Here is a 16,566-nt window from a genome sequence, read left to right as displayed (position 1 = left end):
ACATCATGCAGTTTGACTGGAGCGCCATCTGGCCTGCCATTCCACTCTTGCTTGAAGGCGCTAAAATGACCCTGTGGATTTCGGTCCTGGGTCTGGTAGGTGGGTTGATTATCGGTCTTGTCGCCGGTTTCGCCCGCACCTACGGTGGCTGGATTGCAAACCACATCGCACTGGTTTTCATCGAAGTGATCCGCGGCACCCCGATTGTCGTGCAGGTCATGTTTATCTACTTCGCCCTGCCAATGGCCTTTACCGACCTGCGCATCGATCCGTTCAGCGCGGCCGTCGTGACCATTATGATCAACTCGGGCGCCTACATCGCGGAAATCACCCGCGGGGCGGTGCTGTCGATTCATAAAGGTTTCAGCGAAGCCGGTCTGGCATTAGGTCTTTCTCGTCGCGAAACGATCCGTCACGTTATTCTCCCGCTGGCGCTGCGCCGCATGCTGCCGCCGCTGGGTAACCAGTGGATCATCAGCATTAAAGATACATCGCTGTTCATCGTTATCGGCGTGGCCGAACTGACCCGTCAGGGCCAGGAAATTATTGCAGGCAACTTCCGCGCGCTGGAAATCTGGAGTGCGGTCGCCGTCGTTTATCTGATCATTACGCTGGTACTGAGCTTCGTTCTGCGCCGTCTTGAAAGAAGGATGAAAATCCTGTGATTGAATTTAAAAACGTCTCCAAGCACTTTGGCCCAACCCAGGTGCTGCACAATATCGATCTGAATATCAAGCAGGGTGAAGTGGTGGTGATTATCGGGCCTTCCGGTTCCGGTAAATCGACCCTGCTGCGCTGCATCAACAAGCTGGAAGAGATCACCAGCGGCGATCTGATCGTTGACGGTCTGAAGGTAAACGACCCGAAAGTGGACGAGCGTCTGATTCGTCAGGAAGCGGGCATGGTGTTCCAGCAGTTCTACCTGTTCCCGCACCTGACGGCGCTGGAAAACGTGATGTTTGGCCCACTGCGCGTGCGCGGTGCCAACAAAGCGGCGGCGGAAGCGCTGGCAAAAGATCTGCTGGCGAAGGTTGGCCTGGCGGAGCGTGCGCACCACTACCCTTCCGAGCTCTCCGGTGGCCAGCAGCAGCGCGTGGCGATTGCCCGCGCGCTGGCGGTGAAACCGAAGATGATGCTGTTTGATGAGCCGACGTCCGCACTCGACCCGGAGCTGCGCCACGAGGTGCTGAAAGTCATGCAGGATCTGGCGGAAGAAGGGATGACGATGGTGATCGTGACCCACGAAATCGGCTTTGCTGAGAAAGTGGCTTCCCGCCTGATCTTTATTGATAAAGGCCGCATCGCCGAAGACGGTAACCCGCAGGAATTGATCGCGAATCCGCCTAGCCAGCGTCTGCAGGAGTTCCTGCAGCACGTCTCCTGATCCCTCGCTACATACCGAGCCGGGCTTGCCCGGCTTTTTTACGCCAGATTGTTCCCAAAAACTCCCCTCCGCCTCTCGCCCTCTATACTTATCATTTTGCACGATATTTTTGTCGGAGGACGCCGTGCCGTGGATCCTGCTGCTGTTGATAAGCCTGTTTAGTACGCCATCGCTCGCCGTGGCAATCCCCGGCGTCACCACCGGAGCAACTGCCACTCAGCAAAATACGCCGCCTCCGGAGCCGGATGCAGAACAAAAAAAAGCGGCCTATAGCGCACTTGCCGACGTCCTTGAGAATGACACCTCCCGGCAGGAGCTGATCGATCAGTTGAGGAAGGTGGCCGCCACGCCGCCTCAGGATCCGGTTCCGACCATTACGCCACCGCAGATCGAAGAGGAAAAGACGGTACTGGAAAACGTCACCGACATCAGCCGTCGCTACGGGGAAGCCCTGTCGTCACGTTTTGCCCAGCTCTATCGAAATCTTGTTGGCACCTCGCATAAACCTTTTAATCCCCACACCTTCACCGCAGCCGCCACGCAGTTTGCGATTCTGGCGGGTGCCGTGTTCATTTTTTACTGGCTGCTGCGCCTGTGCGCCTGGCCGCTCTACCGGAAGATGGGCCACTGGGGACGGAAAAAAAATCAGCATAAAAGCAGCTGGCTGCACCTCCCGGCCATGATTACCGGAGCGTTTATCATCGATTTACTGCTGCTGGCCCTGACGCTGTTTGTCGGTCAGGTGCTGGCGGACCGCCTCAATACGGGCAACAAAACCATTGCCTTCCAGCAGGCGCTCTTCCTGAATGCGTTTGCGCTCATCGAATTTTTTAAAGCGGTGCTGCGCGTCATCTTTTGCCCGCGCGTGCCTGAACTTCGCCCTTTCAACATCAACGACGACAGCGCGAAATACTGGGCCGTGCGGCTAAGCGTGCTCAGCGGGCTGATAGGATACGGCCTGCTGGTTGCCGTGCCGATTATCTCCAACCAGGTCAACGTGCAGTTTGGCGCGCTGGCGAACGTGCTGATTATGCTCTGTATTACCGTCTGGTCTCTGTACCTTATCTTTCACAATAAAAGGACGATCACCGAGAGTCTGCTGCATCTGGCCGACCGTTCCCTCTCTTTCTTCAGTCTGTTTATCCGCGCCTTCGCGCTGGTGTGGCACTGGCTGGCAAGCGCGTATTTTATAGTGCTGTGCTTCTTCTCGCTGTTCGACCCGGGAAACAGCCTGAAATTTATGATGGGGGCGACGTTTAAAAGCCTGGCGATTATCGGCATCGCGGCGTTTGTGTCCGGGCTGTTGTCCCGCTGGATCTCGAAAACCATCACCCTGTCGCCGCAGGTGCAGCGTAATTACCCGGAACTGCAAAAACGGGTGAACGGCTGGATGTCGGTATCGCTTAAGGTGGCGCGCATTCTGACCGTCTGCGTGGCGATCATGCTGCTGCTGAATGCGTGGAGCCTGTTTGATTTCTGGAACTGGCTGCATAACGGCGCAGGCGAGAAGACCGTCGATATTTTAATTCGTATCGCGCTGATTCTGTTCTTCTCCGCCGTCGGCTGGACGCTGCTGGCGAGCCTTATCGAGAACCGTCTGGTATCGGATATTCACGGTAGACCGCTCCCCAGCGCACGGGCCCGCACATTGCTGACGCTGTTCCGCAACGCGCTGGCGGTGATCATCAGCACCATCACCATCATGATTGTGCTATCGGAAATCGGCGTGAATATCGCCCCGCTGCTGGCAGGTGCAGGCGCGCTGGGGCTGGCGATCTCTTTCGGCTCGCAAACGCTGGTGAAGGATATTATTACCGGCATCTTTATCCAGTTTGAGAACGGGATGAACACAGGGGATCTGGTGACCATCGGGCCGCTGACCGGTACCGTGGAGCGGATGTCGATTCGCTCGGTAGGCGTGCGTCAGGATACCGGGGCATATCACATCATTCCCTGGTCATCGATCACTACCTTCGCCAACTTTGTGCGCGGCATTGGCTCCGTTGTGGCCAACTACGATGTGGATCGTCATGAAGATGCAGACAAAGCGAAGCAGGCGCTGCGGGATGCGGTCAGTGAACTGATGGAAATGGAGGATATTCGCGGGCTGGTGATTGGCGAACCGTCGTTTGCCGGCATCGTTGGGCTGACCAACACGGCGTTCACCCTGCGCGTGTCGTTCACCACCCAGCCGTTGAAGCAGTGGACGGTGCGCTTTGCCCTCGACAGCATGGTGAAAAAGCACTTCGATCTGGCGAACGTGCGAACGCCGGTGCAGACGTATCAGGTATTGTCGCCGCCCGCCTCGCCGCTCCCTCCGCAGGAGCCGACGCTGTAACCGAGCCGGGTGGCGGCTTTGCCCTACCCGGCCTACGGCGGGATACTATTTGCGACGTTTGTTATCGTCCATAAACGACCAGGCGATAAAGCGGCTCTGCTTCTGGCCCTGCGCCATCTCTTTTTTCACCACTTTTACGGCGCCTGCTTCGCTCAACGCGCGGTAGAGCGGCGGCAGGTTATCCCCACGAGAAACCAGCGTCGTGAACCACTTCACCTGACGGCCAAACTGTTGGCTTTCCGCAATCATGCGCAGGATGAAGGCAACTTCACCGCCCTCGCACCACAGCTCCTGCTGCTGCCCGCCGAAGTTCAGCGCGGCGTCTTCCGCCTGACCGAGGTTGCGGCGTTTACGTTCGCTGCCCGCGCGAGCCGCTGCCGCCGAATCATGAAACGGTGGGTTGCACATCGTAGCGTCATAGCTTTCGTTTTTATGAATTATGCCGTTGAAGATGGAAGCCGCCTCTTTCTGACGACGCAGACGAATGGAACGGCTCAGGCCAGGGTTCGCGCTGATAATCGCCTGCGCGCTGGCAAAGGCCTCGGCGCCGATTTCGCTCCCGGTAAAGCGCCAGTGATATTCATGTACGCCAATCAGCGGGTAAATCAGGTTTGCCCCGGTGCCTATATCCAGGATGGAAGCCTGCTGCGGTACAGCGCCGTCACGATCTTCGGCAAGCAGATCGGCAAGGTGATGAACGTAATCAGCGCGGCCCGGCACAGGGGGGCAGAGAAAGCCTTCCGGAATATCCCAGTGAGCCACACCGTAAAAATGCGCCAGCAGGGCTTTGTTCAGCGTTTTCACCGCCTGCGGATCGGCAAAATTGACGGTCGGCTCACCCGCTGGGGTCTGGACAATATAGTCCTGCAGCGCAGGGCAGCTCTGGCACAGGGCGTTCATGTCGTAGCGGCTGCGGTGGCGATTTCGTGGGTGCAATCCCGGCTTTTGGGAAGTCATGGCGTTCTCCTTTAAACAGCGGCGTAAGATACCCTGTGCTGGCCCAGCGGTAAATCTTTCTCTGCGGCGCTTAAAAAAACACCGTAAATCAAACACCTCTACGTCTATGATCTGTCAGCGAATTGTCAGTTTTTATCGTTCAAAAAATAAGCAGATCATCATCAAATATTTGCGCTAAGTCACACTCGTCAGGCTTCTAAACTTAAAGGGAATCACCTGTTGTTTCCTCATGAGGATGTGATTATGAAAAAGTACCTGACCCTTGCTGTTATCGCCGGCGCCCTGGCAACGGCTTCATTTTCTGCGATGGCCGTTCAGTCACTGAATGAAAGTACCGATACTAGCCAGCTGCGTCCGGCGGGCACCGTCTCGGTAAGTCGCGCAAGTAACCTGGACGATCTGCAGAATAAACTGGCCGAAAAAGCCCGCCAGGAAGGTGCGAAAGGCTTTGTCGTGAACTCCGCTGGCGGAGATAACCATATGTACGGCACAGCAACCATCTATAAATAATTTTTTTCCTCCACAACAAGACTGCATCTGCCCGCCGGATGCAGTTCATTTCCGCTTTATCTTGATTGTTCATTTTTTAACCCCATATTAAAAGCAGGGTATAAACCGATTTCAGGAGGATGCCATGGCTTCCGGTTGGGCGAATGACGACGCCGTTAACGAACAGATCAACAGTACCATTGAAGATGCGGTTGCGCGCGCTCGCGGTGAGATTCCGCGCGGCGAAAGTTTGAAGGAGTGCGAAGAATGCGGAGAGCCGATCCCGGAGGCGCGGCGTAAAGCCATTCCAGGCGTAAGGTTATGTATTACCTGCCAGCAGGATAAAGATTCAAAAAATGCGTCACATTCAGGTTATAATCGCAGAGGATCGAAAGATAGCCAGTTACGCTGACTATCCTTTACCTAAGTTAACCCTGCCTGCACTTACCTTTACGCTCACGGTTTTTAGCGAACCGCGTAGCAAAATGTGCCCTTCATCTTTCTTCTGTAAAGCGCATCCACAAGAAGTGTAAAGCGCTGGTTTGAATTTATTAATATTCAATAAGTTATTTGTCATTCAATTTTTTTGACCGATCACGTCAATTCTATTCGATTTTATCCCTCAGGAAAAAACGTGATACTTATCACATCGACGGAACATCGTCCCCTTAACAGAAAACACCTGCGAGAGATTAATTATGAAAACCATCAAATATGCTGTAGCTGCTGTTGCCCTGTCCGCTCTGTCTTTCGGCGCATTCGCCGTAGAGCCTGTTTCATCCACTCAGGCCCAGAGCATGAATAAAATCGGTGTGGTAAGTGCAGAAGGCGCGACCACGCTGGACGGCCTGGAAGCCAAGCTGGCTGAGAAAGCCGCTGCTGCCGGTGCAAGCGGATACACCATCACCTCCGCTAACACCAATAACAAGCTGAGCGGTACTGCGGTTATCTACAAATAATCGCCTGAAATGAATGCTGTACCCTCGCCAAACCCTCTGGTGAGCTGCTCCAACCCTCATTGACCCTGTTGTTTGTTACCCTTGCTTGCCCGTCCGCCACTGGACGGGCTTTTTTTTGCTTAAAACGACTGTGCCACCCGCTGTAACCCCGCTTCCACCGTCTCTACCTCCCCTGTCGCCAGCAAGCAGCAGGCCATTTGCAGTTTGATCGACTGTGGGACCGGCACACTTCCGGCCAGGCACTGCGTAATCCAGTGCGCGGTAACCTGCGGATCTTTTGACTCCGGCAGAATCACATCGCTGTTTTCTTCCCCGCGCTCAAGCACAACGCGCGTACCGACAGAATCGATCAGCATCAGCTGTGGGCAACGCTGCGGGTTGGCGTACACCTCCCCTTCTGTTCCGTGCATCAGCAGTGCGCGTCCACCGATTTCGGCAAAGAACTGACCGACGCGCGTCACGTACTCCGGATGAGAAACACTGGAAAGGCGCAGTGCGGCATCCTCAGCAAACGGCGTTGCCAGCTTCGCCAGGGTGTGCGCACTGTTACGCACGCCCATGCGCCAGCGCATGTCCAGCTGCTTTTCCAAAGGCGGGCAGAGCGCACGAACGGGAATATAGACCGGCTGGTTCCCCTCCAGCTTTGCCTGCGCCTGGCCGGCATGGAGGGTCGGTTCAATGCCCAGCAGTTCAAAGATGGTTTCTGTCAGTACGCGCGTGGGATCTTCGCTGACCCCATGTACCACCACAGGGAACCCCAGCTTATGTAACAATATCGCCAGCAGCGGCGTCAGGTTTGCCTGCTTGCGCGCCCCGTTATAGCTCGGGATCACAATCGGCATCTGTTTTGCCACTGGCGGTGTTAAGCGCAGCGTTTGCGCCTGCATCGCCTCGTAGAAACCACGCATCTCCGCTTCGCCTTCGCCTTTGATACGCAGCGCAATCAGGATGCCGCCCATTTCCAGGTCCGGTACCTCGCCGTTGAGCATACGGGTGTAAAGCGCGCGAGCGGTTTCATGGTCCAGGTCGCGGGCGTGGTTTTTCCCACGTCCTACCTCTTTGATAATTTTGCGATAATCCACGACATTCCTCCTGACAGCCTATCTTGTTAACACTATAGCCCTGATGAATGGCTATCCGTTAGTTTTTTATCCCTTAAGACAACCTTCTGTTTTAATAGAAAAAAATAAACACAAGATTTTTTTCAATTATTTGTGATTTCTATAGCAGATTCGTATTCATACATTTTTTGATTAAATAACCAGCGGAAAGTCATTAAGGGTCAACGGTGAAAACGTCCAGGCAACGCTCTCACCCGAAACATATCAGGATTTGCTATGAACAAGGTTGCTTTAGGTTTAATCATCGCCGCAGCGGTGGGATGTTCTGCATCCACGTTTGCTGCAACGAACGGTGAAGGGCAAATAAATTTCACCGGCGAAATTATCGATTCTGCTTGTCAGGTCGTAAATGGATTAAGTAATCCATTAAATGTACAGCTGGGGAAAGTGTCTAAAACGGTATTTACCGGTGCAGGCTCTACCAGCACCTTAACGAAGTTTGATATTCAGTTAACGAATTGTCCTGACACGGTCACCTCCGCCGCCATTAACTTTGGCGGAACACCGGATGCGAATAACAATTCGACGCTTGCCTTAACGCCAGATACCGATGCGGCGACAGGGGTGGCGATTCAGCTGGTGGATGCCTCGCAGCAGCCTGTCAGCCTGTATACGCCGTCTCAGCAGTATCAGTTAACCTCCGGCACGGCGGTTAACGATCTGGAGTTCGGCGCACGCTATATCCAAACCGGCCCGGCAATTACCGCAGGCCCTGCTAACTCCGTTTCAACCTTCACCGTTATTTATAACTGATCTTATCAATCCGGGGATATTAATGCTTTCGCGAGCATTAATATCTTCTCTATTCATTGAGAAATCTTTATGCGCCACGGTTATTTACTGAGCACACTTTTACTGGTAGCAACTGCTTCACATGCTGGGGTCATTATTAACGGCACCCGACTGGTCTATCAGGGAGATAAAAAGGAATCTTCTCTTGGTCTTTCAAATCCAGATGCGACGGATTATCTGGTGCAGTCCTGGGTTGATTCCGGCGGTAAAAACCTGGCCAAAGCCCCGTTCCTGATCACCCCGCCGCTTTTCCGTCTGGATGCGCACGAAGATAACGTTCTGCGCGTGGTGCGTACGGGCGGAAATTTACCGGAAGACAGGGAATCCCTGTACTGGTTGAACATTAAAGCAATCCCTTCCTCAAAACACGTTGAGGGGGTAAATACGCTGCAAATCGCCATTAATACTCGAATTAAATTACTGTATCGCCCGTCTGCGGTAAAAGGCAGACCAGAAGATGTGGCGGATAAACTTGAATGGCGCCGCAAAGGGAACGACCTCGTGGTGAATAACCCCACGCCGTTTTATATGAATTTCCAGACCGTCACGCTGAACGGTCATAAAATCGCGAAAGCAACCTGGGCTGTTCCGAAAACGGAAACACATTTTATCTTACCGGGTAATGTCGGGGGCGCGGACGTGACGTATTCCATTATTACCGACTACGGCAGCATCAGCCATACCTGGTCGAAATCCGTTCATTAATTTTTTCCCGTTAATAAAATAATTATGTACAGCCATAAAAAGCCGTTCACCTGCCGATTTTCTTCATTGCTGGTCATTCTCTGTGGCCTGGCAATGGCGATCTTTGCGCAGCAGGTTATGGCTGATGATTATTTTAACCCTGCCCTGCTGGATATTGATAATCCCCGGCAGGGTAAAACCGATTTGTCCATCTATGAAAAAGGGCCAGGTCAGGCGCCGGGGAAATATGAGGTCGCGGTATTTATCAATAATAATAAAATTGATACCCGCAACGTGACCTTTACGCTTCAGAAAGATTCGCAGGGCAACAGCACGCTGCAGCCTTGCTTTAGCCTTGAGGAATTAAAAAGCCTCGGCATCAAAACCAAAAGATTTCCGCAGCTAATGGCCAAAGGCCAGTGTGCTGATTTACATGTCATTCCTGCGGCATCCGCCACCTTTCGCGTTCGCAACCAGCAGCTGCTGATGAGCATCCCTCAAACGGCGCTGGGCCAGGTGCCTCGCGGTTACATTGACCCGAAAGAGTTTGACGAAGGGATCACTGCGGGCCTGCTTAATTACAGCGCCAATGCCAGCCACAGCCGCGCGCGACAGCACGGTGAGCAGGATAACAGCAGCCAGTACGTAAACCTGCGCCCAGGCCTGAACGTTGGCGCATGGCGCATTCGCAACTATTCCACCTGGAATCGCAGCACCACGGGCCATGAGGAGGAGCAGAAATTCACCTCCGTTTATACCTATGCGCAGCGCGATATCGTGGCAATGAAAAGCGACATCACCGTCGGCCAGAGCTCATCCCCTGCCGACGTGTTTGACAGCGTTCCCTACACCGGGGTGGAGCTGAAATCCGACAGCGACATGCTGCCAGACAGCGAGAAAGGCTATGCGCCGATTATCCGCGGCACGGCACACAGCAACGCGCTGGTGGTGGTTCGCCAGAACGGCTACGTCATTTATCAGAACACGGTCGCCCCCGGCGCGTTCGAAATTAACGATCTCTACCCCACCGGCAGCAGCGGCGATCTCCAGGTCACCGTGAAAGAAACCGACGGCAGCGAAAGCCATTTTGTCGTGCCGTTTGCCTCCGTGCCGGTCTTGCAGCGTGAAAAAAACCTGCGCTACAGCGTGACTGCCGGGCGTTATCGTTCCTATGACAACGATGTCGAAAAGACCCCGTTTGCCCAGGGCAGCGCCATCTACGGTTTACCCTACGGTATCACCGCCTACAGCGGCGTTCAGCAGAGCAGCCATTATCAGTCTCAGGCGGTGGGCGTCGGGAAAAACATGGGCGATTTAGGCGCCTTCTCCATTGACGTTACTCGCGCCAAAGCCCTGCTGAAAAAACAGCAGGCCAGCAAAGGCCAGTCGTGGCGCGTGCGCTACAGCAAAGATATCGCCCAGTCAGGCACTAACTTCTCGCTGGCCGGCTACCGCTATAACAGCAAAGGGTTTTACACCCTGGAAGACACCATGGAGTCGTATACCCGCTCTGACGACTGGTCTGAACCGCAGCAGCGCCGCGCCCGTACCGAAGCCACCGTCGACCAGACGCTGCCGGAAGGCTGGGGTTCCCTAACCCTGAGCCTGGTGAAAGAGACCTACTGGACCCAGAGCCAGGACATGACCTCGGTGAGCGTCAGCTACAACAACAGCTGGCACGGCGTGAGCTACAGCCTCAGCTACAGCATGAACAAAAACACCCGCGACAGCGACGAAGACGGCAATGAGGTGACGAACGACAACCAGTTCGCGCTGAGCGTCTCGGTGCCGCTGGACCACTGGATGCATAACACCTGGGCCACCTACAACCTGAACAACACCAAAGATGGCACCACGCAGAATATCGGTCTGAACGGTACGGCGCTGAAAGAAGATAACCTCAACTGGAATATTCAGGAGGGGGTGAGCAGTACCGGCAGCGGCAACTCCACCAGCCTCAATGCCGATTACAAAGCAACGTACGGCGAACTGAGCGGCGGCGTCAGCCAGGACAAATATCAGCAGACCGTGAACGTCGGCCTGCAGGGCGGCGTGGTTGCCCATGCGAACGGCATCACCCTGAGCCAGCCGCTCGGTGAGACCATCGCGCTGGTGAAAGCGCCGGGCACGCACGGGACGCACATCACTAACCAGACCGGCGTTGAAACCGACTTCCGCGGCTACACCGTTGTCCCGTATGTGACCGCGTATCGCCACAACACCATTGCGCTGGATACCGAAACGCTGTCGGACAATGCCGACGTCACCCACGCCGCGCAGGTCGTCACCCCAACTCGCGGGGCCGTGGTGCGCGCCAGCTTTAACACCCGCGTGGGGAACCGGGTACTGATGGTGCTCACGCAAAACGGGAAACCGCTGCCCTTTGGCGCAACGGTGACCACCGACGATAAGGACAGCGAGTTTATCGTGGGCAGTGGCGGCCAGACCTACCTCTCAGGTCTACCGCAGCAAGGGCATCTCACCGTCTCCTGGGGACAGGAAGCGAGCGAGCACTGCGTCGCTGACTATGTACTAACGGATGAGAAAGAGAAAACCAGCATCATTAACGCTGCCGCGCAGTGTCACTGATCCACCGTTCAGGCTAACGATTATGAACATGATGAAACAATGCTTTTTTGTACTGGTTCTGGGAACCGCCGCGTTATTTATGCCGCACGCAAAGGCCACCTGTTCCACGCCGGATATGCCGAAGATGATTAACGTCGCCTCGATTTCAGTTCCGACCACGCTTGCGGTGGGCGAAACCATTCCCGGCACGGAACAGACTGCGCATGTTGCGGGGCACTGCGATCAATCCATCGACAGCGGGCTGGAAATCGTCGCCTGCTATTACGGTACCGGTGCGGAAATCCCCGGCATGAAAGGTGTCTATGATTCCGGTGTTCCTGGTATCGGTATCGCGCTGATGAACGACAAAGGGCAACGCATCAGCGGAGCCGGTGGCGTGCAGTGCGACTCGCGCGCCATGCCCATTGGCTATGTCTCTGATGACGGGCAACTGTCCTTCAATTTTGATGTGACGCTGGAACTGGTTAAAACCAGTAGCGAAGTGACGTCCGGTACGCTGGTGCAGTCGCAAACTGAGTTTGGCATCGGCGTCTTCGGCCATGAAGGGATCGGCTCGCCAAACCATATCGCTTACGCCGGAAACATCAACCTGCAAACCGTCACATGTTCTGTGCTGCCAAAAAACCTCACCATCGACCTGGGCGATTTCCCGGTGAGCGACTTTATTGGCGTGGGCACGCTCTCACAACCTGCTCAGGAATTCAACGTTAGCGTGAACTGTAATACTACCGTACAGCCGGAAGTGAAGATCACCAGTGCGAACGGGTACGAAGAGGGATTTGAAGGGGTGATAAAACTGACCCCCGAGAGCGGAGCGGCAAAAGGGGTGGGCGTCAGGATGCTGTTTGACGGCAACATCGCCACCTTCGACAACTACGTCAGCACCCAGCGCCCGGCAGAAGCCAATGAAACGCTGGAGATCCCGTTCCAGGTTCGTTACATGCAAACGCAACCGGAGGTTCTCCCTGGCCCGGCGAACACGGTCGCCACCCTCACTCTCGCCTATAAATAACTGCCATGAAAAAAATACTGATAATTCTGCTGTTGGGTCTGACATCGTACGCTAACGCGGATGATATCCAGATCCAGATGACGGGTAATATTTACGCTAATACTTGCGTCGTAGACAGTGCCAGCCGCAACCTGACGGTAGATTTAGGTCAGGCGGTGTCGGGCAATTTTAAAGATGTAGGCGATACCGGCGAGTGGAAAGACTTTTCCCTTTCGGTGTCGCATTGTCCGGCCACGCTTGCCCTCGCCACCGCCTATTTCTACGGCCAGGCAGACAGCGCGCACCCGACAAAATTTGCCAATATAGGCAGCGCGAAAGGGCTGGCGCTGGAGCTGGCTGACCGTCAGGACAAGATACTCATTGCCCCACAGGCCGCCTTTAACGTCGCCATTAATCCGAGTGACCACACGGCGACGTTTCCGCTTTCCGCACGTTATTACGCCACCTCCATGCCGGTGAGCGCGGGTACGTTCAGCAGCGTGATTCAGGTGACATTCACTTACCAGTAGGACCGCGCCCCTTAGCACGGAGGCTTTTTCGACGCCCGGCAGCCAGTTTTGCCGGGCGTTTTTTTACTTCCGGCACGTCCGGCTGCTCGATCGGGAAGATCGGCAGCGCATTCAGCAGCCGCTGGCCGTAGTTTTTGGAGAGCAGACGTTTGTCATAAATCACCACCTCGCCCCAGCATCCGTGGCTACGGATCAAGCGCCCGACCTGCTGAATCAGGTTAAACGACGCCGCAGGCAGGCTTTGCACCTCAAACGGATAGCGGTTGAGGCTCTTCAGCCATTCGCCTTCGGTGATCACCACCGGGCTGTCGATAGGCGGGAAGGCGATCTTATGGATATGCACCTGCGTCAGGTAATCCCCCTTCAAATCCAGCCCTTCCGCGAAGGACTGTAGCCCCACCAGCACGCTGCGCTCGCCGTTATCGATGCGCTTGCGATGGGTTTCCACCAGCCGGTAACGGGGCTGGTCGCCCTGGACCAGCAGAAGCAGGCGCAGGTCGGTCACATGTTCCAGAAAACGCTGCATCGCCCGTCCGCTGGCAAACAGCACCAGCATGCCGGGGTACTTTCTGCTCTCCACCTGCTCGCGGAAGTAGGCCGCCATTTCCGCAATGTGCTGCTCTTCGTTGTCGATAAGCGGCTCATATTTCATGCGCGGAATGACCAGCTTGCCCTGCTCGCAGTGGTTGAACGGCGAATCCAGCGCGACAAAACGATCGCCCGCTTTTTCTTTCAGGCCGCTCATCTCCTGCAGCCGCGAGAAGCTGTTCAGGGAGCGCAGCGTGGCGGAGGTCACGACCACGTGCGGCACGCTGCGCCAGATGAGCTTTTCCAGCTGATCGGCCACGCGGATGCCCACGCAGTGGAAAAAGAGATGCACCTGCCCGTCCCGCACTTCCCGGGTGGCCCATTTGGTGACCGGCGCGCCCGACGCCTGCGCCATCGAGGCCAGCCGCCAGAGCTTGCTCTGGGCTTCGAACATTCCGAGCGCACGGTTCATCTGCAGCAGAATGCGGTGCAGGCGAACAACGTCATGGGTGCCGGTTTTCTCGCTGAGATCGTTTAAGAACATCTCCGCCAGCCCGCGCAGCTTTTCCAGATGCTTCGCCAGCTGCTGGCAAATCTCCATCACCTCGTCCGGCAGTTCGCCCATCGCAAAGCGGTGTTCCGCCTCCTGGGCCGCAGGAAGATAGAGGTTCAGGATGGTGTTCAGGGAGGAAATGAGGCTATAGACCTCTTCACAGTGGTCGCTCAGACGCTCCGGCACCGCGAGCGGCGGCGTGGTTTTTGGCCGGAACTGCTCCATGCAGGTGGCGACCAGCTTGCAGAAGAGATCCAGCTGCAGGCGGAACCAGGGCGCGGTAATTTCTGCGCTCATCTCCAGCGCGTCGCGCGCCACGTCGGGCAGATGGTGGCCTTCGTCGAGCACCAGCAGCAGGTTTTTCGGCTCCGGCAGCACCGCTTCGCTCTCCAGCGCCGCCATTACCAGGGCATGGTTAGCCACCACCACTTCGGCTTCCTGAATTTCGCGCCGCGCGACGAAGAACGGACATTCGCGATAGTAGTGGCAGTTGCGGTTCAGGCAGCTGGCCTTGTCGGTGCTGAGCCTGCGCCACAGATCGTCGCTGATGGCTTTATCGGTGTGATCGCGCAGGCCATCCCATTTATAGCCATCGAGATCGCCTTTCAGCGTTGCGCAGAGCTCCTGCTCGGCTTTGTTGTTTGGCGTGAGATCGTCGTCGAGAAACGCCAGCAGATCCTGTTGCGACGCCTCGCTGCTGGCAAGCCCTGCCAGGTTACGCGGACAGACGTAGCGCCCGCGCCCAAAGGCGGCGGTGAAGCGGAGATCGGGGATGATTTTGCGCAGCAGCGGCAAATCTTTGCTGAAGATCTGATCCTGCAAGGCCACGTTCGCAGTGCTGACCACCAGCGTTTTGTCCTCTTCCCGCGCAATAGCGATGCCGGGAATGAGATACGACAGGGTTTTCCCGACGCCGGTCGGGGCTTCAATCGCCAGATGTCGCCCGTCGTCCCCGGCGAGCGTTTTTGCCACGTCGGCAATCATCTGCCGCTGCGGCGCTCGGGGGATAAAATCGGGGATCTGCTGCTGAAGCGCCTTATACCAGGCGCCTATTTGCGCTTTCAGCGCCGCGGTTAAAGCCATTGGAAAACCTGAAATACTGTATAAACAGCCACTATTGTGGCACTTTCTCTTCGCCGTCGCAAAAAGAAAAGCCCGGCTTTACGACCGGGCTTCCAGATTACTGCGGGTTAGCAGGCTTGCGCGGGCGGCGTCGGCGCTGCCCCTCGCCTGCCGGTTTCCCTTCGCCGCTGCGCCACGGGCTTTCACCGGCCGGCTTGCCGTCGTTATTACGACGCGGCGGTTTGCCGGATGACTTCGGCGCGCCACCTTCAGCACGACGCGGCTGCTGGCCGCGACCACCGCCGCCCTGACCGCGACCACCACCCTGACGACCGTTCTGAATCGGCTCCGCTTTGATGGACGGGTCCACTTCATAGCCCGGAGTTTCGATGCGCGGGATCTCTTTCTTCAGCAGGCGTTCGATGTCGCGCAGTAGCTTGTGCTCGTCCACGCAGACCAGAGAGAGCGCCTCACCTGTTGCTGCCGCACGGCCGGTACGACCGATACGGTGAACGTAATCTTCCGGGACGTTTGGCAGCTCGTAGTTCACCACGTGCGGCAGCTCTTCAATATCGAGGCCACGGGCAGCGATGTCGGTCGCCACCAGCACGCGGATGTCGCCGGACTTGAAGTCCGCCAGCGCGCGGGTACGCGCGCCCTGGCTCTTGTTACCGTGGATCGCCGCGCTGCGGATGCCGTCTTTATTCAGCTGTTCCGCCAGGTGGTTCGCGCCGTGCTTGGTGCGGGTAAAGACCAGCACCTGCTGCCAGTTGCCCTGACCGATCATCTGGGAGAGCAGCTCCCGCTTGCGCTTTTTATCCACAAAGTGAACGTGCTGCGTCACCTGCTCGGAAGCGGTGTTGCGGCGCGCCACTTCCACTTCAAGCGGGTTATGCAGCAGCTTTTCCGCCAGCGCCTTGATCTCATCGGAGAAGGTCGCGGAGAAGAGCAGGTTCTGGCGACGCGGCGGCAGCTTCGCCAGCACGCGACGAATATCATGAATGAAGCCCATATCGAGCATGCGGTCGGCTTCGTCCAGCACCAGAATTTCAATGCTGTCGAGCTTAACCGCGTTCTGGTGTTCCAGATCCAGCAGACGGCCCGGCGTTGCCACCAGCACGTCCACGCCGCCGCGCAGCTTCATCATCTGCGGGTTAATGCTCACGCCACCGAAAACCACCAGCGAGCGAATGTTGAGATAGCGGCTGTACTCACGCACGTTCTCGCCAATCTGGGCTGCCAGCTCGCGGGTTGGGGTGAGGATCAGCGCGCGCACCGGACGACGGCCTTTGGCGTGCGGCTGGTTTTTTACCAGCAGCTCTAACAGCGGCAGGGTAAAGCCCGCGGTTTTACCGGTGCCGGTCTGGGCGCTGGCCATCAGGTCACGGCCCTGAAGCACGGCCGGAATAGCCTGCTGCTGGATAGGGGTTGGCTCAACGTAGCCCTGCTCTGCGATCGCGCGCAGAATTTCCGGGTTCAGGCCAAGGGAATCAAAAGACATAAAAACTCCGAACCGCCCCGACCATCACAGGTGTAGTTTTCAGGGAGATATCACGAATAGAAGGACAAAAACCACAATGTCGCGAAGG

Annotated in this window: 15 protein-coding genes; 11 read left to right on the top strand and 4 right to left on the bottom strand. The window is 56.2% G+C overall.

The features are described from left to right. The first annotated feature begins 5 nt into the window (after positions 1-5). From glnP to ybiO, 3 genes are all read left to right on the top strand, one after another. Positions 6-665 (top strand): glutamine ABC transporter permease GlnP, encoded by a 660-nt coding sequence (gene glnP / locus APT89_RS13010; RefSeq protein WP_003858462.1) that lies wholly within the window; start codon positions 6-8, stop codon positions 663-665. Further along, positions 662-1,384, top strand: a complete 723-nt coding sequence (glnQ, locus tag APT89_RS13005) for a glutamine ABC transporter ATP-binding protein GlnQ (protein WP_028012446.1) — start codon at positions 662-664, stop codon at positions 1,382-1,384. The genes glnP and glnQ overlap by 4 nt, the downstream gene beginning before the upstream one ends. A 124-nt stretch (positions 1,385-1,508) precedes the next feature. Beyond that, complete coding sequence (gene ybiO / locus APT89_RS13000; RefSeq protein ID WP_028012445.1) at positions 1,509-3,722, top strand: mechanosensitive channel protein; 2,214 nt, start codon at positions 1,509-1,511, stop codon at positions 3,720-3,722. Between the two features lie 45 nt (positions 3,723-3,767). Here ybiO and rlmF read toward each other — a convergent pair whose 3' ends face one another. Then, positions 3,768-4,679 (bottom strand): 23S rRNA (adenine(1618)-N(6))-methyltransferase RlmF, encoded by a 912-nt coding sequence (gene rlmF, locus APT89_RS12995; protein ID WP_041910718.1) that lies wholly within the window; start codon positions 4,677-4,679, stop codon positions 3,768-3,770. Between the two features lie 243 nt (positions 4,680-4,922). Between rlmF and mcbA the strand changes: the two genes are divergently transcribed. The 3 genes from mcbA to ybiJ all read left to right on the top strand — a co-directional run bounded on the left by mcbA (position 4,923) and on the right by ybiJ (position 6,127). Further along, positions 4,923-5,189: a DUF1471 family periplasmic protein McbA gene (mcbA, locus tag APT89_RS12985; protein WP_028012443.1), complete on the top strand. Its 267-nt coding sequence runs from the start codon at positions 4,923-4,925 to the stop codon at positions 5,187-5,189. 124 nt (positions 5,190-5,313) lie between these two features. Then, on the top strand, positions 5,314-5,580 hold the full coding sequence (locus APT89_RS12980; protein ID WP_028012442.1) for a DksA/TraR family C4-type zinc finger protein: 267 nt from the start codon (positions 5,314-5,316) through the stop codon (positions 5,578-5,580). 286 nt (positions 5,581-5,866) lie between these two features. Then, the gene (gene ybiJ, locus APT89_RS12975) at positions 5,867-6,127 is read left to right on the top strand and encodes a DUF1471 family protein YbiJ (protein WP_014883102.1); all 261 of its coding nucleotides are present in this window, start codon (positions 5,867-5,869) and stop codon (positions 6,125-6,127) included. Between the two features lie 119 nt (positions 6,128-6,246). Here the strand turns inward: ybiJ and ybiB are convergent, their stop codons facing one another. Then, positions 6,247-7,209 (bottom strand): DNA-binding protein YbiB, encoded by a 963-nt coding sequence (ybiB, locus tag APT89_RS12970; protein ID WP_041910719.1) that lies wholly within the window; start codon positions 7,207-7,209, stop codon positions 6,247-6,249. A gap of 255 nt (positions 7,210-7,464) precedes the next feature. Between ybiB and APT89_RS12965 the strand changes: the two genes are divergently transcribed. The 5 genes from APT89_RS12965 (at position 7,465) to APT89_RS12945 (ending at position 12,834) form a co-directional block, all read left to right on the top strand. Continuing rightward, the gene (locus APT89_RS12965) at positions 7,465-8,001 is read left to right on the top strand and encodes a fimbrial protein (RefSeq protein ID WP_028012440.1); all 537 of its coding nucleotides are present in this window, start codon (positions 7,465-7,467) and stop codon (positions 7,999-8,001) included. Between the two features lie 69 nt (positions 8,002-8,070). Beyond that, the gene (locus APT89_RS12960) at positions 8,071-8,745 is read left to right on the top strand and encodes a fimbrial biogenesis chaperone (RefSeq protein ID WP_060572569.1); all 675 of its coding nucleotides are present in this window, start codon (positions 8,071-8,073) and stop codon (positions 8,743-8,745) included. 24 nt (positions 8,746-8,769) lie between these two features. Then, positions 8,770-11,313 (top strand): fimbria/pilus outer membrane usher protein, encoded by a 2,544-nt coding sequence (locus APT89_RS12955; protein ID WP_157846187.1) that lies wholly within the window; start codon positions 8,770-8,772, stop codon positions 11,311-11,313. A gap of 22 nt (positions 11,314-11,335) precedes the next feature. Beyond that, positions 11,336-12,325, top strand: coding sequence for a fimbrial protein (locus tag APT89_RS12950; RefSeq protein ID WP_060572566.1), 990 nt, complete (start codon positions 11,336-11,338; stop codon positions 12,323-12,325). 5 nt (positions 12,326-12,330) lie between these two features. Continuing rightward, positions 12,331-12,834, top strand: coding sequence for a fimbrial protein (locus tag APT89_RS12945; RefSeq protein ID WP_047362738.1), 504 nt, complete (start codon positions 12,331-12,333; stop codon positions 12,832-12,834). On the opposite strand, the gene dinG is transcribed toward APT89_RS12945, so the two are convergent. Together dinG and rhlE are read right to left on the bottom strand one after the other, a co-directional pair. Continuing rightward, positions 12,821-14,998: an ATP-dependent DNA helicase DinG gene (gene dinG / locus APT89_RS12940; RefSeq protein WP_060572564.1), complete on the bottom strand. Its 2,178-nt coding sequence runs from the start codon at positions 14,996-14,998 to the stop codon at positions 12,821-12,823. The two genes, APT89_RS12945 and dinG, sit on opposite strands and share 14 nt — an antisense overlap. A 97-nt stretch (positions 14,999-15,095) precedes the next feature. After that, positions 15,096-16,478, bottom strand: coding sequence for an ATP-dependent RNA helicase RhlE (rhlE, locus tag APT89_RS12935; protein WP_028012434.1), 1,383 nt, complete (start codon positions 16,476-16,478; stop codon positions 15,096-15,098). Between the last annotated feature and the right edge of the window lie 88 nt (positions 16,479-16,566).

Source organism: Enterobacter sp. 50588862, assembly GCF_001462935.1.
GTDB lineage: Bacteria > Pseudomonadota > Gammaproteobacteria > Enterobacterales > Enterobacteriaceae > Enterobacter > Enterobacter bugandensis.
This window is presented reverse-complemented; position numbering and strand designations above follow the sequence as displayed.